This window comes from Pseudomonas sp. 2 (assembly GCF_056627435.1).
The window spans coordinates 436694-458063 of sequence record NZ_JBWXNG010000001.1; the positions used below are offsets into that span (position 1 = coordinate 436694).

Below are 21370 nucleotides of genomic sequence, written 5' to 3' on the forward strand. Positions count from 1 at the left end.
GGGTCAGCGCAACCCCGCCGCCTTCGCCCGCGCCGCGTGAAGTTTCTTGTAGCTGTCGACCAGCCGCTGGTGGCGGTCCAGCCCTTCGAGCTTCATGCTGGTCGGGGTCAGGCCGTAGAAGCGTACGCTGCCGTTGACCGAACCGATCGCCGCGTCCATGCGCTCGTTGCCGAACATGCGGCGGAAGTTGGTTTCGTAGTCGGCCAGTTCCAGGTCTTCGTCCAGTTCCATTTCCAGCACCACGTTCACCGCCTGGTAGAACAGGCCGCGCTCGACGGTGTTGTCGTTGTACTGCAGGAACGCCTCCACCAGATCCTTGGCTTTTTCGTATTTCTGCAAGGCCAGGTAGATCTGCAGGCGCAGTTCCAGAATGGTCAGCTGCCCCCACGCGGTGTTGTCGTCGAACTCGATGCCGATCAGCGTGGTGATGTCGGTGTAATCGTCCAGCTCGCTGTCTTCCAGGCCCTTGGCCAGGTTACGCAGGCCGACTTTGCTCAGGTTGTGCAGGTTGAGAATGTCGGCGCGGAAGGCCAGGGCCTTGTTGGTGTTGTCCCAGATCAGGTCCTCGACCGGGTAGATCTCCGAATAGTCGGGCACCAGAATCCGGCACGCCGTGGCGCCCAGGTCTTCGTACACCGCCATGTAGGCCTCTTTGCCCATGTCTTCGAGGATGCCGAACAGCGTCGCGGCCTCCTCGGCGTTGGCCTGCTCTTTTTTACTGGAGCTGCCCTCGCTGGAAAAGTCCCACTCGACGAATTCGTAATCGGCCTTCGAACTGAAGAAGCGCCACGACACCACGCCGCTGGAGTCGATGAAGTGCTCGACGAAGTTGTTCGGCTCGATCACCGCCTGGCCTTCGAAGGTCGGCGCGGGCAGGTCGTTCAAACCTTCGAAACTGCGGCCCTGCAGCAGTTCGGTGAGGCTGCGCTCCAGCGCCACTTCAAAGCTTGGGTGCGCGCCGAACGAGGCAAACACACCGCCGGTGCGCGGGTTCATCAGGGTCACGCACATCACCGGGAACTCACCGCCCAGCGACGCGTCCTTGACCAGCACCGGGAAGCCTTGCTCTTCGAGCCCCTGAATACCGGCCACGATACCCGGGTACTTGGCGAGCACCTCTTGCGGCACGTCCGGCAGCGCGAGTTCGCCTTCGAGAATCTCCCGCTTCACCGCCCGCTCGAAGATTTCCGACAGGCACTGCACCTGCGCTTCGGCCAGGGTGTTGCCGGCACTCATGCCGTTGCTCAGGAACAGGTTCTCGATCAGGTTCGACGGGAAATACACCGTTTCGCCATCGGACTGGCGCACGAACGGCAGCGAGACGATGCCCCGCGCGGTGTTGCCCGAGTTGGTGTCGTACAGGTGCGAGCCGCGCAGTTCGCCATCGCGGTTGTAGATGCCCAGGCAGTACTCGTCGAGGATTTCGGCAGGCAGCGCATCCTGCGGCCCCGGCTTGAACCAGCGCTCGTTCGGGTAATGCACGAACTCGGCATTGGCGATGTCCTCGCCCCAGAACTGGTCGTTATAGAAGAAGTTGCAGTTGATGCGCTCGATGAACTCGCCCAGCGCCGAGGCCAGCGCGCTCTCCTTGGTCGCGCCCTTGCCGTTGGTGAAGCACATCGGCGAATGCGCATCGCGGATATGCAGCGACCAGACGTTGGGCACGATGTTGCGCCACGAGGCGATCTCGATCTTCATCCCGAGCTCGGCGAGGATGCCCGACATGTTGGCGATGGTCTGCTCCAGCGGCAGGTCCTTGCCGAGGATGTAGGTGCCCTCGCTTGCGGTCGACGCCGGCATCAGCAACGCCTGGGCGTCGGCATCCAGATTCTCGACTTCCTCGATCACGAATTCGGGGCCGGCCTGCACCACTTTCTTCACGGTGCAACGGTCGATGGAGCGCAGGATGCCCTGACGGTCTTTTTCCGAGATGTCGGCTGGCAGCTCGACCTGGATCTTGAGGATCTGGTTGTAGCGGTTTTCCGGGTCGACGATGTTGTTCTGCGACAGGCGAATGTTGTCGGTGGGAATGTTGCGGGTGCTGCAGTACAGCTTCACGAAATACGCCGCGCACAGCGCCGACGAGGCCAGGAAGTAGTCGAACGGCCCCGGCGCCGAGCCATCGCCCTTGTAGCGGATGGGCTGATCGGCGATCACCGTGAAGTCGTCGAACTTGGCTTCAAGCCTTAAGTTGTCGAGAAAGTTGACCTTGATTTCCATGCGCGCACACCGAATTACGAAAGCGAAATGGCCGCCATTATCCGGGTTTTGCGCGGGAAGTCTTGTGGTTTGAGGTGGGGGCCGCTGGTCGGTACGGTGCGTTAGTCGAAACCGGACGACGATGCGCGCTTGAACGCTTTGCGCCCTCGTACCAATCGCCAGGCCAGCCCCAGCCCTAGCGCGCTGGTTGCCAGAAACGTCGCGAGGTCGAGTACAAAGTGATAAACGAACGCCCAAGGTGTCTCGAGATAACGCAAGTGCTCCTTCACCAGATGGCGGCGGGGGCCGGTCAGGGTGTCGAACTCGTAATTCGTGAGGGCGTCATAAAGACTTGACGACTCTGCCCAAGCGCACAGTAGAAAAAATCCTGCGCCGAGCAGGCAATAGAACTTCACCCGATACTCGGGGATTCCGGGGGGATCGTAAGGATTTCTCATGATGCGGCAGGCGCGTCGCTCCTTGACCTGAAAACCAGCTGTCCATCAGGGCCAGGACAAAAACTGCCCAGGCCGGTGAATTATTTTGCTTCTTTTTGTATCTGAACCGATAGAGCGTGCCACCAAAACAATGGCATCGAGCGCTATCCCGAAGCAAGACAGTTCAGAAACAGAGTGAGCGGCATGAAATCAAAGAAAAAAGTCAGCCCCATCGGGCTCAAGGACATCACCATCGTCGACGACGCGAAGATGCGCAAGGCGATCACCGCTGCAGCGCTGGGCAACGCGATGGAGTGGTTCGACTTCGGCGTGTACGGCTTCGTCGCCTATGTGCTGGGCAAGGTGTTCTTTCCCGGCGCCGACCCCAGCGTGCAAATGGTCGCGGCATTGGCGACTTTCTCGGTGCCCTTCCTGATTCGCCCGCTGGGCGGGTTGTTCTTCGGCGCCCTGGGTGACAAATACGGGCGGCAGAAAGTGCTGGCGGCAACGATCATCATCATGTCGCTGAGCACCTTCGCCATCGGCTGTATTCCTTCCTATGCATCGATCGGCATCTGGGCGCCGATCCTGTTGCTGCTGGCCAAGATGGCCCAGGGCTTTTCGGTGGGCGGCGAGTACACCGGCGCGTCGATCTTCGTCGCCGAGTACGCGCCCGACCGCAAGCGCGGGTTTCTCGGCAGCTGGCTGGATTTCGGTTCGATCGCCGGTTTCGTGCTGGGGGCGGGTCTGGTGGTGATGATTTCCACTGTGCTCGGTGAAGACAAATTCCAGGAGTGGGGCTGGCGCCTGCCGTTTTTCCTCGCCCTGCCGCTCGGCCTGCTCGGCCTGTACCTGCGCCATGCGCTGGAAGAGACCCCGGCCTTCCAGCAGCACGTCGACAAGCTCGAACAAGGCGACCGCGAAGGCCTGTCCCACGGCCCGAAAGTCTCGTTCAAGGAAGTGGCGACCAAACACTGGCGCAGCCTGATCACCTGCATCGGCATCGTGGTGGCGACCAACGTCACCTATTACATGCTGCTGACCTACATGCCCAGCTACCTGTCGCACAACCTGCATTACAGCGAAGACCGCGGGGTGTTGATCATCATCGCGATCATGGTCGGCATGCTGTTCGTCCAGCCGCTGATCGGCTTTATCAGCGACAAGATCGGCCGCAAGCCGTTCATCATCGTCGGCAGCATCGCCCTGTTCATCTTGGCGATTCCGGCGTTCATGCTGATCAACAGCGGCAAGATCGGGGTGATCTTCGCCGGCCTGCTGATCCTCGCGGTGGTGCTCAACTTCTTCATCGGCGTGATGGCTTCGACCCTGCCCGCGATGTTCCCCACCCATATCCGCTACAGCGCGCTGGCCAGCGCCTTCAACGTGTCGGTGCTGATTGCCGGCCTGACCCCGACCCTCGCCGCCTGGCTGGTGGAGAGCACCCAAAACCTTTATATGCCTGCGTACTACCTGATGGTGGTGGCGGTGATCGGCCTGGCCACCGGCGTGACCATGAAGGAAACCGCCAACAAGCCCCTGCGCGGCGCCGCGCCGGCCGCTTCCGATCTGGAAGAAGCCAAGGAACTGCTGCAGGAACACCACGACAATATCGAGCAGAAGATCGAAGACATCGACGCGCAGATTGCCGAGCTGGAGGCCAAGCGCAAGGAGCTGGCGCAGCAGCATCCGCGCATTGATTGACACAGAAAAGGGCCGCTCGAAGCGGCCCTTTTCAAGGGTTCAGCGCAAGTTTTCGAAAGCAGCCTTTAACAGACCGTCCAGCCAGTCCTGATGGCCGTTGAGCATCGGATTGGGTCGAGTCCTGGCCAATTCCTGAGCAGGCAAACCGTTCTGGGTTTCCTGGGTCAGAATCCGTACCCGCCCCCCTGAAAGGTCTTCGATCAGCCAGGCGTGGTGCACATCCAGCCGGCTTTCCCCCTCGCCCGCCCAGCCGTGCCAGGCGATGCGCCCTGGCTCGCCATTCAACGGCGGCACGTACTCGTTGCACTGTGCTTCGACCGGGAAACCGAAGGTCTCGAAGTAAAAGCGCAGGCCGTCTTTGAGTTCAGTGGCGTTAACCTCGTACAACCGCACATTGGCCGAGTTGGCGTAGTAACCCGGCCAGCGCAAGGCCTGGCTCAGCAGCGGCCAGACCTGCGCTGCGCTCAAGTCGGCGACGATGATTTCATTGGAGACGAAGTTGTCGGTAAGGCCGGGCAGATAGCCTTCAGGCCAGATGATTTCATGCATGGTGCACACCCTGATGCGTTGGACTGAGCCCATGATGGGTGCTAGCGTGACATAAGACCAATCGTGATATTATATCCAACGCATCATGAATTCTGATATCAGACACCTCGACCTCAACCTGCTCAAGGCCCTCGACGCGCTGCTCGACGAACGCAGCGTGACCCGCGCCGCCGACCGACTGTCCCTCACCCAGCCCGCTGTCAGCGGCATGCTCAATCGCCTGCGCGAGAGCTTCGATGACCCGCTGTTCGTGCGCGCCCAACGCGGCATCGTCCCCACTTCGCGAGCCGAACAACTGGCCGGGCCGGTCAAGCGCTTGCTGACCGAGATCGAAGCGTTGCTGCATCCGCAGGCGTTCGACCCGGCCAGCGCCAGCCTCACCGTCAGGCTCGCCTCCACCGATTACGCACTGCGGGCGGTGGTCACGCCCTTTCTCGCAGCGCTGCGCGCCCAGGCACCGAACATCCGCGTGTCGGTGCAACCGGTCGATCACCAGACCCTGCACAACCAGCTGGAACGTGGTGATATCGACCTCGCGCTGGTGACGCCTGAAAGCATCACGCCCGGCCTGCACGCGACTCACCTGTTCGACGAGCGCTACCTGTGCGTGCTGCGCGCCGACCATCCCGCCGCCAGCGGCAAACACTTGTCGCTGGCACGATTCTGCGCACTGGATCACGCGCTGGTGTCGTCCTCGGGCGGTGCATTCGAAGGTGTGACCGACGAAGCACTGGCCAAGGTCGGCAAAGCCCGCCGCGTCACCGTATCGGTCACCAGCTTTCTGATCCTTCCGGAACTGCTCACGCACAGCGATCTGATTGCCGTGGTGCCCAGCCGCCTGGCGGTGGACCAAACGGGGCTTGCGGTGATGAAACCGCCCGCCGAGATCCCCGGGTTCAGCAAGATGCTGGTGTGGCATGAGCGGACGGATCGGGATGCGGGGCTTGCGTGGGTGCGAGGGTTGCTGACGGCCGTGGCCGGTCAGCCTTCACGCTGACCGGCCGCGTTGCGTCTCAGTTCAGCGATGCGGTGCTAAGCCTGGTCGCCCTGCCCGGATAATCCAGCACGAACCGCACGTGAGCCTTCACCCCGGTAGCCAGTGTCGCGTCATCGACGGTGAAATACGGGCTGTGGTTGTTGGCCGCTCGCGTCATGTCCTGATCAGCCGGGGTTGCACCCAGAAACACGAACAATCCCGGGACCTTTTCGGCGTAGTACGAGAAGTCTTCACTGGGCGACAGCGACGTTTGCAAAGGGTGCACCTTTCCCGGTGCAGCCTGATTCAGGGACGCCACCATCGCCTGGGTCAGCGCCGGGTCGTTCACTGTCACCGGCGCGTGGTGCACGATCTGCAGATCGGCCGAGGTGTCGTAGGCATTGGCGATGCCATTGACCAGTGGCGGCATCTTTTGCAGCACAGACTCACGGATCGAAGCATCGTTGGTGCGAATGGTGCCCGTCAGCTCAACCGACTCAGGGATGATGTTGCTGGCCGAGCCGCCGTTGATGGTGCCCACGCTGACCACGCCCATGCCCTTGCTCAGATCGGCACGACGACTGATCAGGGTCTGCAAACCGGCGACGATGCCTTGGCTGGCGACGATCGGATCGACGCCGCTCCAGGGTGCCGACCCGTGAGTCTGCCGGCCTTTGACGACGAGCCTGAAACCGTCGCTGCTGTTGAGTACGGTGCCGGACTTGTAATACAGATGGCCGGTCGGATATCCGGCCATCACATGAATACCGAAGACGGCCTCGACCTTTGGAGCATCCAGTGCGCCGTCGCGAATCATCGCCTGCGCGCCGATCAGGTGTTCAGTGTCCATGTCATCGACGTCCGCCGCACCCTCTTCGGCGGGCTGGAACAGAAACACCACCGTGCCCTGAATCTGATCCTTGTGCTCGGCCAGTACCTTCGCCGCCCCGAGCAACATTGCGGTATGCGTGTCGTGGCCGCAGGCGTGCATCACCGGCACCGTCTTGCCCAGACGCACACCCTGCGCCTTGCTGGCGAACGCGAGCCCGGTTTGCTCCTCGACGGGCAGTGCATCCATGTCGGCACGCAACGCAACCACCGGCCCCGGCAGTGAGCCCTTCAGCACGCCCACCACGCCCGTCTTGCCGACGCCGGTACGCACTTCGATTCCCGCAACGCGCAGCTGCGCAGCCACCAATCCGGAGGTTCTGACCTCCATATTGCCCAGCTCGGGATGCTGGTGAATGTCGTGTCGCCAATCGACCACTTGACGGTTCACGCCTGCGACAGCGGAATCGACCCAGGAAGTATCGCGCGCCTGACTGAACGCCAGCGCGGGCAGGCCCAGCAGACAGAGGGCCAACAAGCGAGAGGGGAAATTCATGGCTAAGTCCTTGTTTGTTGTTATGGAGTGTGACTGCAACTCGCTACACAACAGGGACTATACGAAGCAGAACGCTGGAGCAGAAATACCTTCTGGGTCCGACGCGATACCTCAGAGGTATCGATGCTGGAACCCGGTCCGTAGCAAGGCCTGCCCCACGGCAGACCTTGCTCACTGGCACGATGAACGTCAGCCAGCCGCCACCACGGTAATCTCCACCAACAGATCCGGCGCTGCCAGGCGTGACTCGACCGTAGCTCGCGCAGGCGCGTGGCCCTCCGGTGCCCAGGCGTCCCAGACTTCGTTCATGCCGGCGAAGTTCGCGCCGATGTCGGAGAGCCAGACCTGCGCGCTGAGGATGCGGGTCTTGTCCAGGCCGGCCTTGGCCAGGTAGTTGTCGATCTTTTCCAGCACCTGAGCGGTCTGGCCCTTGATGTCCAGGGTGCGGTCAGTAGCGGTCTGGCCGCCCAGAAAGGTGAAGCCATTGCACTGCACGACGCGGCTCATGCGTTGGTTGGTTTCGATACGGGTGATGTCCAGCATGGGAACTCCTTATTGGTTGGGAACGGATGTAGCGGGTTGATGGGTGGGCAGCGCGATGGCGCTGGCGGGTTTGTCGAAACGGTCAATGGCGAACGCATCCAGCGAAATGAGCGAATGCTCTCCCAGAATCTGCTGCGCCAGGCGCAGTCCGGTACCAGGGCCCATCTGAAATCCGCTGCCGCTGAAACCGAAGGCATAACTGAGCCTGCTCGCTTTACGGCTGGCGCCTATCACCGGCAGATCGTCCGCGGTGAATGCCTCGACCCCGGCCCAGACGCGGTTGACGCCCAGATGCTTCAAGTGTGGAAAGAGGTCGGTGACGGTGCGAGCGCTGGTGCCCAGTCGCGTCATGTCGACCTCACCATGGCGTGCCGGAAAATCCAGCGCCCCGATCAACTTGCCACCGATGACCACCGTACCGTTGGCGTACTGTTTGAACGACAGCGCACGGCCGGTCGCGCCAAGGGTCGGGGTGCAGAATGGCGCAACGCGATGGGTGACCATCAGCATCAGGCCCTCGGGACGAGCAGGCACTGCCTCCCCCACTTGCGCGGCCAGTTCCTGCGCCCAGGCACCAGCCGTGATCACCACATGTTCGGCGCTGAACACGCCACGGGGCGTGGTGACCTGCCACTGAGTGCCGCGCTGTTCGATGCGCTGGGCCGATGTGCCTTCCAGCACCTGCACGCCCAGTTTTTCTGCCGCCAGGCGAAACGCCGTGACCGTTCTGAACGGCAAGGCATAGCCATCGTCCTTGACCCAGATGCCGCCCACCACATGACGGGCGACGGTGGGTATGATCTGGAACACCTGCTGCTGGTCGATCAGTACTTCATGCTCGAAACCCAGTGCTTGCAACTGCTCTACACGCGCTCGGCACTGGTCGAGTTCGGCAGGGTTCTCTGCAAGCTTCAGCTGACCGCCTGGCACAAAACCACCGTCGTCGCCAAGCAAATCCTCCAGCCCGTGCCACAGCTGGCGCGAGGACAGCGCCAGAGGAATCTCGGCGATGTGGCGACCCAATGTGCGCACCCCTCCAGCGTTGCCCCCCGAGGCATGGCGCGCGCAATAGTCGGCTTCCAGAACGGTCACCTTTACCCCGCGCAGGGCCAGGTGAAACGCCGTGCTCAGACCGTGGATGCCACCGCCGATCACCAGCACATCGCTCCCTCTATTCACTGGCCAGCTCTCCCAGCGTGATGGGTTTGATCGGCGGCCGGATGCGGTAGTAGCCGACCTCGGCGGCAGACACGCCGCGGGCTTTGGCGATGACTTCAGTCACCGTCAGGCCGCACATGCGCCCCTGGCACGGCCCCATGCCACAGCGCCCGAAGGACTTGGCCTGATTCGGCCCGGTGCAGCCCAGCGCCACGAACTGGCGCAGTTCCCCGGCCGTGACCTCTTCGCAGCGGCAGACCATGACATCGTCCGTTGGAATGCGATTGGCTTCCTTGGGCTGATACAGCGCATCGAGAAACGGCCTGATGCGCAGATTCGACGCAAGCCGCTCGCGCAGCGACTCGGCGCGATAGTCGCGCTGTGCGTCACTGAGTGCACCCAATTGCCGGGCAATACCCAACGCCGCCAATTCGCCCTGCAAGGCTGCCGCCTGCGCGCCACCGATTCCGGCGCCATCTCCGGCCACGTGAATACCGGGCACATCCAGCGCCCCCCACGCATCCACGTTGGGGCTGAAGCACAGTTGATCGGCGTCCCAGTGATGCCCGGCGCGCAGTGACTGGCTGAACTGGATGTTCGGTACCACCCCCTGATGCAACAGCACGCAGCGGGTCGCCACGCGCTGCGCTTTGCCCCCCGCGCTGAAGGTCAACGCTCGCGCCGCTTCATCGCCCTCCACGGCCAGTTGCTCGGCACCGGTGTAATGAGCGATACCGGCACTGCGCAAGCTACGCATCAATTCCAGGCCCTTGCGCAGGTAGGGCCATGCGCGCAATGCCGCAAACAGATGCCGCCGCGCCCGCCAGTAGTCTTCAGGCCGGGTGGTGTCCACCAGCGCCTTGATCGCTACGCCGGCGCGCAGGTATTGCCAGCCCAGCAGGTAAAGCAGCGGGCCGCAGCCGGCCAGCACCACCGGTTCGCTCGGCGCCAGACCCGAGCTTTTCAGCAGAATCTGTGCCGCGCCCGCGCTCATCACACCCGGCAGTGTCCAGCCAGGAATCGGGAACGGACGCTCCATGGCACCGGTCGCCAGCAGCACGGCACGGGCCTGCAGGGTGTGCAGACGGCCGTCGCGCAAATAGCTGACCTGATGCTCGCGCGTCACCTGCCACACCGAGGCGCCTTTTTCATACTGCACGCTGGACGATGCCAGGGCCTGGGCCAGTTGATTGCCATGGGCGTAATCAGGGCCGAGCATGTCGCGACGCCCCAGCGGCGCCAGGGTGATACCGCGATAAATCTGCCCGCCGGGGCTGCCCTGCTCATCGAGCAAGACCACCTGCAGGCCCAACCGGGCGAGCGCAACGGCGCCTGACATACCCGCCGCTCCCGCCCCCACGACCACCACATCGACCGATAGCGGATTCATGACTGCACCTCGAACGTCTGGACATCCACTGGAGCGAAGACCAGGTCCCGCGCCCCTTCCTGAGAGCGAATGCGCATGCCTTCGCTGACTTCGATCAGACAGCTCTGGCGATTGGGCACGCCATCGATCTCCACAAGACATTCAAAACACACCCCCATCATGCAGTACGGCGCACGGGGGGCTTCGCTGACCGGCGTGGCGCGAAAGCGGCTGATGCCGGACATCAGCAAGGCGGCCGCCACACTGCTGCCCGCCGGCACGTTCAGCGTTTGTTCGTTGAAGGTCAGTTTCACGGTGCGCGTCGACTTGACCTCACTCATGACCGGTTGAAACAGCGGATCAGTGCGCATGGGCATACACCTTGTCAGTCAGGAAACGATCACCTGCGAACACACCAAGCTCCCGGGGTTGTTCACCGCCGAGAATCCACGGCGCAATGCGCAAGGCGTGGGCAGCGGCCAGGGTCACGCCGCTGTGGCAGGTGACCACGAAGGCTCCGGGGTGCCGGGTCGACTGCTGATAGATCGGGAAACCGTCCGGGCTCATGACCCGCAGCGCGCCCCAGGCTCGTACCAGCCTCACCTGGGCGAGCAATGGGAAGGTCGCGACGCCTCGCCGGGCAATTTTCGCCAGCACCTGGGTGGTGGTGCGGTCGTCGAATCCCACCTCCTCCATCGAATCCCCCAACTGCACGGTGCCCTCGTCGGTCTGCCGTACATTGATGGTCGGGTAGTCAAGAAACGGCCGGACCCGCTCGCTGATCAACACCTGCCCGCGATTGGGCGCGACCGGCGCATGCAGCCCGACTTGCCGCGCCAGTGCGGGATTGCCCAACCCGGCTGCCAACACCACTCTGGCCGCGACGAAACGCCGCTGCCCGGCCGTGACGCGAAACTCTCCGGGCGCACACTCGATGCGGTCCACCTGCACGCCATTGATCAGCCGCGCGCCTCTTGCCTGGGCCGAGGCATGCAATGCCCGTAGCAGCTTCAGCGGATTGACGTGACCATCCTGCGGCGTGTAACTGGCGCCCACCACCGACGGACCTATCAGCGGCAAGCGTGCCTTGAGGTCGGCGGCGTCGAGCATCTGGAACGGGTAATCACCGAGCGCGTCTTGCAGGGTCTGCAGCCGGGACTGGCGCTCCAGCATTTCTTCGTCGCTGAAGCACATGTGAAAACCGCCCCGCTGACGCAGCTGCACATCCACGTCGCAGTCCTCGCGCAACGCCCCTGCCAGCTCTGCCCAGCGAGTGGCCGAGGAGCGAGTCCAGCGCGAGTAATCTGGCAGGTCGTGGCCTTTGCCCTGCACCCACACCAGGCCGAAATTGCCCCGCGAGGCACGGAACGCATCGTCGCCCTGGTCGAGTACCAGGGTGTTGGCGCCGCTGCGGGCCAGACCGTAAGCCACTGCCATCCCGACCAGCCCGCCACCGATGACGATCACGTCGGCCTGGGTGGCGCTGTTTGCATCCTGGCTCATTTGCCTTCTCCGATCAGTACCCGATCCAGCCCGACCATGCGGTCCAGCACCAGCATCAACAGCAATGTGCCGATGATCAGCACCGTGGAAACCGCGGTGATCAACGGGTCGATGGTCTGAGAAATCTGGTTGTACATGGCCACCGGCAAGGTGGTGGTGCCTGGGGTGGCGACGAACACGGTCATGGTCAGTTCGTCGAAACTCTGGATGAACGCGAGCATCCAGCCACCGATCACCCCGGTGCGAATGCGCGGCAGAATCACCCGGTAAAACGCCTTCCAGCGCGTAGCACCCAGCGACAGCGCGGCGTGTTCGATATCGCGTTCAAGCCCGATGGTGGACGCCAGCGTCAAGCGCAATGCATAAGGCAGCACCACGATCACATGGGTCAGGGTCAGAGCCCACAGCGAGCCTCCGATGTGCGCCAGTGAAAAGAACCGCAGGAATGCGATGCCCAGCACCACCGAGGGAATCATCAGCGGCGACAGCAGAAAGCCGGTCACCGCGCCACGGCCGGGAAAGTCGTAACGACTGATCGCCAGTGCCGCCGGGATGGCCAGAAGCGCCGCCAGCGTGGCGGATGCCAGGCCCAGTTTGATCGACAGCACGAAGGCGTCGAGCATCTCCTGATTGTCCAGCAACGCCCGGAACCAGCGCAGCGACAGACCGTCGGTGGGCAGCGAGAGGTAGCCTTTGCTGGTGAACGCCATCGCCATCACCACCACCAGCGGCGCGACAATGAAGGTGATGAAAGACGCATGAAACAGCAGCGAGAAAAATCCGTTCTTGTGCATGGTCGTCTACTCGAAGACTTGCTTGAAGCGACGTTCGGCCAGCTTGCTGCAACCCAGAATGATGATCAGGTTGGCGACCAGCAGAAGCATCGCGATAGCCGCGCCAAGGGGCCAGTTGAGGGTGCCGAGGAATTCGTCATAGGCTGCGGTGGCGACCACTTTCAGGCGTCGCCCGCCGATGATCGCGGGGGTGGCAAAAGCCGAAGCGGCCAGAGCGAACACAATGATCGATCCCGAGAGCACACCGGGCATGATCTGCGGCAGGATGATGCGACGAAACACCGTCAGCCTGGAGGCACCCAGCGACAGGCCCGCCCACTCCACTTGCAGATCGAGCCGCTGCAGGGTCGCCCACACCGCGATGACCATGAACGGCACCAGTACATGGGTCAGCGCGATGATCACGCCGACCTGGGTGAACAACATCTTCACCGGTTGCTCGGTAATGCCCAGTGCCTGCAAGGCGTCATTGATCAGGCCGTTATTGCCCAGAAGAATCGCCCAGCCGAGGGTGCGCACCACCACCGAAATCAACAGCGGTCCGAGCACCACCAGCAAGAACAGCGAACGCCAGCGCGGCGCCATGCGGGCAATGATGATGGTTTCGGGAATGCCCAGCAGCACGCACAGCAGCGTCACGGCCAGCGCCATACCACCGGTGCGCAGAAAAATATCGTGGAAGTAGTCGTCCTTGAACACCTCCAGATAGTTGCCCAGGCTGTAGGCCGCGACCACACCTTCGCTGTCATTGAACAGGTTCAGTGACAGCACTGCGGTGAGCAGCAGCGGTGCCAGCAACAGCGCGATGAACACCAGCAACGCCGGACCGCTGAGTATCCAGGGCGCGGCGCCAATGTGTTCGGCGTCATACCTGGCCATGGGCGACCTCCCGATCCAGCAGGCGCAAATCGTCATCAGACCAGTCCAGCCCGACTTCACAGCCTTCCTCCGGCGGTGGCGTGCCGAGGTTCGGCTGGGTCATGTGGACCAGGCCCAGATGGCTTTCGACCGCGATCAGCCACAGGTTGCCGAGAAATACCCGCAAGCGGATGCGCCCGGTGACCCGCCCGCTGCCGACAGGTGTGAGGCCGATCTTTTCCGGGCGGATGTACACGTTGACGTCGTTGCCCAGCGAGCGGTCTTCGTGGGGCACATGCAGCACTGTGTCGTGGACCTGCACATGGCAGCAACGCGCATTGCGCAGTTGCACGGCACCGGCGAAGGCGTTGGTCTTGCCCAGAAACGCCGAGGCGAACGGCGAATGAGGCCGTTCATAAGCCTCGTACGGCGTATCGATCTGCACGATGCGGCCTTTGTGCATCACGGCGATGCGGTCGCTCATGGTCATGGCCTCGACCTGGTCATGGGTCACCAGAATCGTGGTGATGGCCAGTTCGCGCTGGATCGCCCGCAACTCGATGTGCATCTCTTCACGCAGTTTGGCGTCGAGGTTGGACATCGGCTCATCGAGCAGCAACAGGTTCGGGCGGATCGCCAGCGCCCGGGCAATCGCCACTCGCTGGCGCTGCCCACCGGAAAGCGCCTTGGGGTAGCGCTCGCCCAACCCGTCAAGACGCACCAGACCCAGCGCCTCGGCGATGCGTTTGCTGCGCTCGGCCTTGGGTACGCCACGCATTTCGAGGCCGAAGCTGATGTTTTGTGCCACGGTCATGTGCGGAAACAGCGCGTAGCTCTGAAACACGATCCCAAGCCCGCGCTGCTCGGGGCGTACATGGGTGATGTCGCGGCCATCCAGCACGATGCGCCCTTCGGTGGGCTGAACGAAACCTGCAATCGATTGCAGGGTGGTGGTCTTGCCACAACCGGAAGGCCCGAGCAGGGCGATGAATTCACCGTGCCGGACTTCCAGGTTCAAACCGTCAATGGCCTTGAAACTGCCGTACGTCTTGACGATGCCTTCAAGTGTGAGAAATGCCATGGCGTTTCACGCAGGCGCGGGCCTGCGTCTCCAGGAGGGGTGTGCGCAAGGAATGGGAAGTCGGACCGCAGCCCTGATCAGACGGGCGATCAGCGCTCGACCGTGCGATTCCAGCGGGTCGTCCATTCACCCCGTTGCTGGTTGATCGTGTCCCAGTCGACCTTGATCAACGCATTGACCTTCTCGGGGCCATAGGGCATGCGCGAGGCGATATCGGGGGTCAGCCTGACGGTCTGATTGACCGGGGCAAAGCCGTTGGCTTTCGCCTGGATTTCCTGAACTTCGGGGGACAGCACGTACTGAATGAACGCCTGGGACAGCTCCGGCTGTGCGTTGGGAGTGACCCCACAGGCCGCGATCTGCAGGGCGATACCGCCTTCCTTGGGGTAGATGAATTTCAGCGGAAAGCCGGTGCTCTGTAACGCTACGGCACGGCCACTGCCGTACACGGCCATGACCACATCGCCGTTCTGCATCATGCCGTCCATCTCACCCGGAGCCGCGACCCAGGCCAGCACGTTGGGGCCGATTTCATCCTTGAGGGCTTTAAAGCCGGGGTCGATATTTTTCTCACCGCCACCGCGCAAGCGGGCCATCTCCACCAGGGTGTGCAAGCCATAGGTGTTGGTCACCGGCGGCATCCCCAGCAGCTGTTTATAACGCGGGTCCGTCAGGTTCTCCCAGGAGTCCGGCGCCGCCCAGCCACGCTTCTTGAAAGCCTCTTCGTTGTAACCGATCCCGGTCGCGACCACGCCGATGCCAGTGGCTTCGGGGCTCAGCCGGGCCAGCGGGTAAAGATCCTTGTACACCGGTGCATCGCTCAATTTCTCGCACAGGCCCAGTTGCAGCGCCTGGTACATCGGGCCATCGTCCATCATCGCCACGTTGATCTGCTGACGCCCCTTCTGCGCCTGGAGCTTGGCCAGGGTTTCGGTGGAGTTACCCGCGACATACACCACCTTGACGTTATGCAGTTTTTCGAAGGCAGGAATGACCTGGGTCTTGTACATCTGCTCGGTGGAGCCGCCGACGCCAGCCACATAAAGAGTGGGCTCGGCAAAGGCCTGGCTGCTGGCCAATCCTGCAAGTGTCACGGCAAGGGCAAGCGCTGCGCGCTGGAAGGGACGAAACGACTGTGCTGCTGGAAACGATTCAAGGCTATTCACAGACTATCTCCGAAGTGCATGAGGGCAGATCGAACAATGCGTCAGTGCTTCAACCGAAGCCGAAGCCTTGCATGCACGGTGCATGCTCCCCGCAAGTCCATCGCGGGGCGGCGCATCTTCATGTGCGCTATGGGTTTGCCATTCGAGTATTGCGACGGCTCTCTCATATGGTCAAATACGGATATCCAGGTTAGTTATTCATATTTGATATGGAAGGCGTCATGAATCTCAGACAGATCGAAGCGTTTCGAAGCGTCATGCGTTTGGGTTCGATGACGGCAGCCGCTGAGGTGCTGTACACCTCGCAGCCGAACGTGAGCCGGTTGATTTCCCAGCTGGAACTGAGCACCGGGCTGACGCTGTTCAAGCGCGCCGGGGTGCGGCTGATTCCGACCCAGGAGGGCCAGGCGTTCTTTCAGGAAGTTGAGCGCGCTTATGTCGGAATGGACTCACTCAGGCTATCGGCCAAGAACATTCGCAATCTGGGCACCGGCCGCCTGCGGGTGGCTGCCGTGCCCTCGACGGGGCTCAGCATGATCCCCCGCGCGCTCAAGGCATTCACCTATTCGCGTCCGGAGCTGACGGTTTCGCTGCACGTAAACTCGTCCCAGACCGTGGAGCAGTGGGTCAAGTCGCAGTTCTGCGACATCGGCATCGTGGTCCACCCTGGCGACGCCAGCACCGAGCAAAGCGAATTGCTGGCGATGATTCCTGCGGTCTGCGTGCTCCCTGCTGCACACCCATTGGCCGAACGCGACCACATCACCTTCACGGACCTGGAAGGCGAAACCTTCGTCTCGTTGTGCCATGGCGATGGCACTCGCTCGTTGGTCGATGGCCTGTTCGAGCAAGCGGGCGTTGAACGGGTCATGGCGGTAGAAGCGCAATACAGTGCGATCAACTGCGAAATGGTGGCGCTGGGCATGGGCATCACCCTCGCCCATCCGTTGGTAGCTCACGATTATGAGCATCGGGCAATCGCGATCCGGCCGTTCAAACCCGAGATTCTGTTCCCGACCTACGTGATCTGGCCGGCCGCCCATGCACGCACACGGTTGGCGGAGGAGTTTGTCGAGACGCTCAAGGACTTTTATGAGGAGATGTTTGGCGTGGTACGCCAGAGATGAGTTTGAGAGAGGCGAGCGACAACAACAAAAACGCTGCGATCAACGCAGCGTTTTTATTCAACTTCTTGCGGGGCTGTTAATCCGGATTTAATCATCCGTTCTGACGACCGTAGCCGATGGTGGTGTAATCCAGCGTATGGGTGGCGCCATTGCTGTCGACATACACCATGCTCGATTTGACCAGGCCGTCGACTTTTTCAGGGTCTTGGGCGGTGGTGACGCTGGAGACCTTGGCGATGTCCAGACCCTTGTGCTGGTTGTATTTTTCGGCTTGAGTCAGCTCGCCAGCAGAGGCGAACACACTGAAGAACGAGAGAGCGGCGAAGGCAACGTATTTCATTTTGAATCTCCAGAAGTGAGGTAATCGGATCAGTAGGCAAACCGTTGTGTTCGTTTGCCTTGGTGCTGATTCTTGCGCGTTATCGTTGCGTTGAAAAATATTAACGGTCGATAGGAAACATTACCCACGTCGATATAAGCGCGATTGTTTCGATTCCGGAAAGACTCTATTACTTTAACTAGCGATATAAAACTTAAACTAACTTTATAGATTTTTCATATAGCAGGAACACAATCGTAGCAGCACGGCTTACCGGCGGGATCGATCTTGAGGGCGCTCCCGCCGGCAAGCCGTGCTGCTACCGGGCGAAGGTGATCCGCCGATCCCCGGCACGCCGAAAATCCCGTAGCAGCCGGGCTTGCCCGCGGGAGCGATCTTAAGGACGGCACGGCCGGCAAGCCGAGCCGCTACGGGGAGTAGGTAGCTGTGCGTTAGCGGCGGATCGAGTTGGGGTGTTCCCCTTCCGCGCGCACCATCAGCATGATCGCGTCGCGTTTTTCCAGCAGGTGATGGCGCAGGATTTCGCTCAGGCGCTTGCCGTCCCGCGCCTGCAGCGCCTCGATCATTTCTTCGTGGTCGTGCAGCGCCCGCTCCCACTTCGGTGCCTGCTGGTTGGAGAGATAACGCAGCGCCTGAATGCGTCGATTGAGCGACAGGTACACCTGACGCAGAGCGCTGTTGCGCGCGGCCAGGTTGATCAGGTCGTGGATGGCGCGGTTGCGCTGGTAGTAGCCGGGCAAGTCGTTCTGGTTCTTGCTCACCACCATGGCGTAATGCAGCGCCTTGATGTCTTCCAGCTCCTGGGCGGTGATGCGCTCGCAGGCCAGCTCGCCGGCGAAGGCTTCGATACCGCTCATCAGTTCGAAGGTCTCGCGGATCTCCATTTCCGACATGCGCGAAACGCTGGCGCCGCGGTTGGGGTTGATCTCGATCAGGCCCTCTACCGCCAGCACTTTCAGGGCCTCACGCAGCGGCGTGCGGGAAATGCCGAGGGTTTCGCACAGTTCGCGCTCGTTGAGCTTGGTACCGGGCGGCAAAACGCCTTCGGTGATGAAGCTGCGCAGGTGCTCGACGACGATGTCGTGCAGGCGCTGACGCTCGACCTTGAGCGACAGACGCGGATCGGGAGTGGTGCCCGACGGCTCGAAATTTTGCATGCAAGATTCCTCTACTGCATCACGGAAAGCGGTATTCCGGGGTGATTCTTATACTTAAAGCAGGCCATTTGCGGCTGATATTAGCTCAAATTCATCCATTGACGTAGGCGAATGGGGTGCTAACGTATTTTGCATTCAAAATACAAAAACAAGAGGAACGCCCCATGCTGAAGCTCGATTTCCACCCCGCCGGCCGTCATTTTCTGCAGATTCCAGGGCCCAGCCCGGTGCCGGATCGCATCCTGCGCGCCATGAGTTACCCCACCATCGACCATCGTGGCCCAGAGTTCGCCGAACTGGGGCTCAAAGTGCTCGACGGCATCAAGAAAATCTTCAAGACCCAACATCCGGTTGTCATTTATCCAGCCTCCGGCACCGGTGCCTGGGAAGCGGCGCTGTGCAACACGCTGAGTGCCGGGGATGAAGTGTTGATGTTCGAGACCGGCCACTTCGCCACGCTGTGGCAGAAGATGGCGCTGAGCCTCGGGCTCAAGCCGCAGTTCATCGGCAAGCCGGGCATCGAAGGCTGGCGCGGCGGGGTCGACGCCGGAATGATCGAGTCGCACCTGCGCGCCGACGCTGGCCATCGCATCAAGGCCGTGTGCGTAGTGCATAACGAAACCAGCACCGGCGTGACCTCCGACATTGCCTCGGTGCGCCGCGCCATCGACGCTGCCGGACACCCAGCGCTGCTGCTGGTGGACACCATTTCCGGCCTCGCCTCGGCCGATTATCGCCATGACGAATGGGGCGTGGACGTCACGGTGTCCGGCTCGCAGAAGGGCCTGATGCTGCCGCCGGGCATCAGTTTCAATGCCCTCTCGCCCAAGGCCCTGCAGGCGAGCAAAAGCGCCGGCCTGCCGCGCAGTTTCTGGGGCTGGGAAGAAATCGTCGAGATGAACAAGACCGGCTACTGGCCGTACACGCCCAACACCAACCTGCTCTATGGCCTGTCTGAAGCACTGGACATGATCCTGGGCGAAGGTCTGGACAATGTCTTCGCCCGTCACAACCGTCTGGCCCACGCCTGCCGTTCGGCGGTCAACGCCTGGGGCCTGGAAATCCAGTGCGCGGACCCTGCGGTGTACAGCCCGGTGCTGACCGGCGTGATGACGCCCGAAGGCATCGATGCCGACCAGGTGCGCAAGATCATCTACGAGCGCTTCGACATGTCGCTGGGCACAGGCCTGGGCAAGGTCAAGGGGCGCATGTTCCGCATTGGCCACCTGGGCGACTGTAACGATCTGACCTTGATGGCTACGCTTACCGGCTGCGAGATGGGCCTGCAGATGGCCGGTGTGAAACTGCAATCGAGCGGCGTGCTGGCCGCCATGGATTACCTGGGAGGCCAATCGGTGCCGCTGCGCCGCGAATGATCGCCCCTTAAAGCGCTGCGGCCCCTGCCGCAGCGCCCACGTACGACTGACTCACTATCCCGAATCAACGCGCCAGCCATGGCGCGAACAACAAGAAACTGGAGATAGAACATGAAGTTTTTACGTCTGCGCCCCACCACGGTGGTGCTCATCATGCTGTGCGCCATGTACTTCATCACCTACCTGGACCGCGTCAACGTCAGTACCGCGGCGGTCGGTTTCGGCAAGGAATTCAACCTGACCAAGACCGAAATCGGCCTGGTCTTTTCTGCCTTCGCGTATCCCTATCTGGTGTTCCAGATCATCGGCGGTTGGGTCAGCGACCGCTTCGGCGCCAAACGCACGCTGGTGTTCTGCGGCATCATCTGGGCCGGTGCAACGGTGCTGACCGGGCTGGCCGGTGGCTTCGTTTCGCTGATCATCGCGCGCCTGCTGCTGGGCCTCGGAGAAGGGGCGACCTTCCCCGCCGCGACCGCTGCCATGTCGCGCTGGGTCTCGAAAGATCAGCGCGGTTTCGCCCAAGGCATCACCCACGCCTTCGCCCGCCTGGGCAACGCCCTGGCCCCGGCGGCGATGGTCGCGGTGATGGCGGCCTACGGCTGGCGCGAGTCGTTTTATGTCTGCGCCGCCATCAGTTTTGTCTGGGTGATGCTGTGGATGCTGGTGTTCACCGAACAACCCAAGGACCACCCGCGCATCTCGCAACAGGAACTGGATGTGCTGCCGCCGCCCAAACCCAAAAGCAACATCAAGCTGCCGTGGGGCCGCCTGTTCAAGCGCATGGCGCCGGTGACCATCGTTTACTTCTGCTACGGCTGGACGCTCTGGCTGCTGCTGAGTTGGGTGCCGATGTATTTCATGAACATGGGGCTGGACTTGAAGAACACGGCGATTTTTTCCTCGCTGGTGTTTTTCGGCGGCGTGGTCGGCGACACCCTGGGCGGCATCGTCAGCGACCGGATCTACAAGCGCACTGGCGACTTGAATCGGGCCCGCAGCCGTATGGTCGCGATCTGCCTGACCTGCACCCTGGTGGCGCTGGTGCCGTTGATGTTCACCCATGACATGTATGTGTCGCTGGCGTGCCTGGCGATTGCGTTCTTCTTCTCTGAAATGACCATCGGGCCGATGTGGGCGATTCCGATGGACATTGCGCCGGATCATTGCGGCACGGCCAGCGGGATGATGAACACCGGCTCGGCGATGGCGGCGATCATCAGCCCGGTGGTGGCAGGGTTGCTGATCGACAAGTTTGGTAACTGGCAACTGCCGTTCATGGTGAGCATTGCGTTGCTGGCGATTGGGGTGGTGTTGTCGTTTACGATGAAGCCGCAGAATCGGTTTGTGTACGAGAAGCCTTCGGTCCCAGGTCAGGCGGGTGAAACGGCGGGGTCTGTGGTGGTTTCCAAATAGCGTATTTGTCCGGAGGCCTTTTTGATCTGGCTAACGCCAGACCTGTTTCGGCTTCGCCGAGTTACTTTGTTTCGGCAAAGTAACCAAACCATTGCTCCTGGTTTGGGTCCTCCTTCGTCGGACTTCCTTCATTCCGGTCCCGCTCCGTGGGCCCGCCGCGAAGGGCCATCCATGGCCCAACGCGGCTCTCGCGGCATCCATGCCGCTCGACCCACTTAGCGAGACCTCCATTCAGC

20 protein-coding genes are annotated in these 21370 nt (G+C 61.8%); 5 read left to right on the forward strand and 15 right to left on the reverse strand.

The features are described 5' to 3' along the window. Nucleotides 1-3 precede the first annotated feature (3 nt). Together AC1MEK_RS02035 and AC1MEK_RS02040 are read right to left on the reverse strand one after the other, a co-directional pair. Entirely contained in the window at nt 4-2220 is a 2217-nt protein-coding gene (locus AC1MEK_RS02035; RefSeq protein WP_480394589.1) for an OsmC domain/YcaO domain-containing protein, read from the reverse strand. A 101-nt stretch (nt 2221-2321) separates the two neighbouring features. Beyond that, nucleotides 2322-2657, reverse strand: coding sequence for a hypothetical protein (locus AC1MEK_RS02040; protein ID WP_480394590.1), 336 nt, complete (start codon nt 2655-2657; stop codon nt 2322-2324). Nucleotides 2658-2840: 183 nt separating this feature from the next. On the opposite strand from AC1MEK_RS02040, the gene proP reads away from it, so the two are divergent. After that, nucleotides 2841-4340, forward strand: coding sequence for a glycine betaine/L-proline transporter ProP (gene proP / locus AC1MEK_RS02045; RefSeq protein ID WP_480394591.1), 1500 nt, complete (start codon nt 2841-2843; stop codon nt 4338-4340). A 39-nt stretch (nt 4341-4379) separates the two neighbouring features. Here the strand turns inward: proP and AC1MEK_RS02050 are convergent, their stop codons facing one another. Beyond that, complete coding sequence (locus tag AC1MEK_RS02050) at nt 4380-4889, reverse strand: SRPBCC family protein (protein WP_480394592.1); 510 nt, start codon at nt 4887-4889, stop codon at nt 4380-4382. Nucleotides 4890-4974: 85 nt separating this feature from the next. Here AC1MEK_RS02050 and AC1MEK_RS02055 point away from each other — a divergent pair, with 85 nt between their 5' ends. Then, nucleotides 4975-5886 carry a LysR family transcriptional regulator gene (locus AC1MEK_RS02055; RefSeq protein ID WP_480394593.1) on the forward strand — a complete coding sequence of 304 codons (912 nt, stop codon included), beginning with the start codon at nt 4975-4977 and terminating at the stop codon, nt 5884-5886. 16 nt (nt 5887-5902) lie between these two features. On the opposite strand, the gene AC1MEK_RS02060 is transcribed toward AC1MEK_RS02055, so the two are convergent. The 10 genes from AC1MEK_RS02060 to AC1MEK_RS02105 all read right to left on the reverse strand — a co-directional run bounded on the left by AC1MEK_RS02060 (nt 5903) and on the right by AC1MEK_RS02105 (nt 15721). Next, complete coding sequence (locus AC1MEK_RS02060; RefSeq protein ID WP_480394594.1) at nt 5903-7249, reverse strand: amidohydrolase; 1347 nt, start codon at nt 7247-7249, stop codon at nt 5903-5905. Between the two features lie 189 nt (nt 7250-7438). After that, the gene (locus tag AC1MEK_RS02065; RefSeq protein ID WP_480394595.1) at nt 7439-7792 is read right to left on the reverse strand and encodes a RidA family protein; all 354 of its coding nucleotides are present in this window, start codon (nt 7790-7792) and stop codon (nt 7439-7441) included. 9 nt (nt 7793-7801) lie between these two features. Then, complete coding sequence (locus AC1MEK_RS02070) at nt 7802-8971, reverse strand: NAD(P)/FAD-dependent oxidoreductase (protein ID WP_480394596.1); 1170 nt, start codon at nt 8969-8971, stop codon at nt 7802-7804. Continuing rightward, the gene (locus AC1MEK_RS02075; protein ID WP_480394597.1) at nt 8964-10340 is read right to left on the reverse strand and encodes an FAD/NAD(P)-dependent oxidoreductase; all 1377 of its coding nucleotides are present in this window, start codon (nt 10338-10340) and stop codon (nt 8964-8966) included. The genes AC1MEK_RS02070 and AC1MEK_RS02075 overlap by 8 nt, the downstream gene beginning before the upstream one ends. Beyond that, complete coding sequence (locus tag AC1MEK_RS02080; protein ID WP_480394598.1) at nt 10337-10690, reverse strand: (2Fe-2S)-binding protein; 354 nt, start codon at nt 10688-10690, stop codon at nt 10337-10339. The genes AC1MEK_RS02075 and AC1MEK_RS02080 overlap by 4 nt, the downstream gene beginning before the upstream one ends. Beyond that, complete coding sequence (locus AC1MEK_RS02085; RefSeq protein ID WP_480394599.1) at nt 10680-11822, reverse strand: NAD(P)/FAD-dependent oxidoreductase; 1143 nt, start codon at nt 11820-11822, stop codon at nt 10680-10682. Before AC1MEK_RS02085 ends, AC1MEK_RS02080 begins: the two co-directional genes overlap by 11 nt. Then, nucleotides 11819-12616, reverse strand: coding sequence for an ABC transporter permease (locus AC1MEK_RS02090; RefSeq protein WP_480394600.1), 798 nt, complete (start codon nt 12614-12616; stop codon nt 11819-11821). Before AC1MEK_RS02090 ends, AC1MEK_RS02085 begins: the two co-directional genes overlap by 4 nt. A gap of 6 nt (nt 12617-12622) precedes the next feature. Next, nucleotides 12623-13495, reverse strand: coding sequence for an ABC transporter permease (locus tag AC1MEK_RS02095; RefSeq protein WP_480394601.1), 873 nt, complete (start codon nt 13493-13495; stop codon nt 12623-12625). Continuing rightward, on the reverse strand, nt 13482-14555 hold the full coding sequence (locus AC1MEK_RS02100) for an ABC transporter ATP-binding protein (protein WP_480394602.1): 1074 nt from the start codon (nt 14553-14555) through the stop codon (nt 13482-13484). Before AC1MEK_RS02100 ends, AC1MEK_RS02095 begins: the two co-directional genes overlap by 14 nt. Before the next feature lie 89 nt (nt 14556-14644). Beyond that, on the reverse strand, nt 14645-15721 hold the full coding sequence (locus AC1MEK_RS02105) for an ABC transporter substrate-binding protein (RefSeq protein WP_480394603.1): 1077 nt from the start codon (nt 15719-15721) through the stop codon (nt 14645-14647). A 221-nt stretch (nt 15722-15942) separates the two neighbouring features. Here AC1MEK_RS02105 and AC1MEK_RS02110 point away from each other — a divergent pair, with 221 nt between their 5' ends. Then, nucleotides 15943-16848 carry a LysR substrate-binding domain-containing protein gene (locus AC1MEK_RS02110; RefSeq protein WP_480394604.1) on the forward strand — a complete coding sequence of 302 codons (906 nt, stop codon included), beginning with the start codon at nt 15943-15945 and terminating at the stop codon, nt 16846-16848. A gap of 91 nt (nt 16849-16939) precedes the next feature. Here the strand turns inward: AC1MEK_RS02110 and AC1MEK_RS02115 are convergent, their stop codons facing one another. Further along, on the reverse strand, nt 16940-17188 hold the full coding sequence (locus AC1MEK_RS02115) for a DUF2790 domain-containing protein (RefSeq protein ID WP_480394605.1): 249 nt from the start codon (nt 17186-17188) through the stop codon (nt 16940-16942). 431 nt (nt 17189-17619) lie between these two features. After that, entirely contained in the window at nt 17620-18345 is a 726-nt protein-coding gene (locus tag AC1MEK_RS02120; protein WP_480394606.1) for a GntR family transcriptional regulator, read from the reverse strand. 164 nt (nt 18346-18509) lie between these two features. Here AC1MEK_RS02120 and AC1MEK_RS02125 point away from each other — a divergent pair, with 164 nt between their 5' ends. Continuing rightward, entirely contained in the window at nt 18510-19721 is a 1212-nt protein-coding gene (locus tag AC1MEK_RS02125) for a pyridoxal-phosphate-dependent aminotransferase family protein (protein WP_480394607.1), read from the forward strand. 111 nt (nt 19722-19832) lie between these two features. Then, nucleotides 19833-21134, forward strand: a complete 1302-nt coding sequence (locus AC1MEK_RS02130) for an MFS transporter (RefSeq protein WP_480394608.1) — start codon at nt 19833-19835, stop codon at nt 21132-21134. Nucleotides 21135-21370 lie beyond the last annotated feature (236 nt).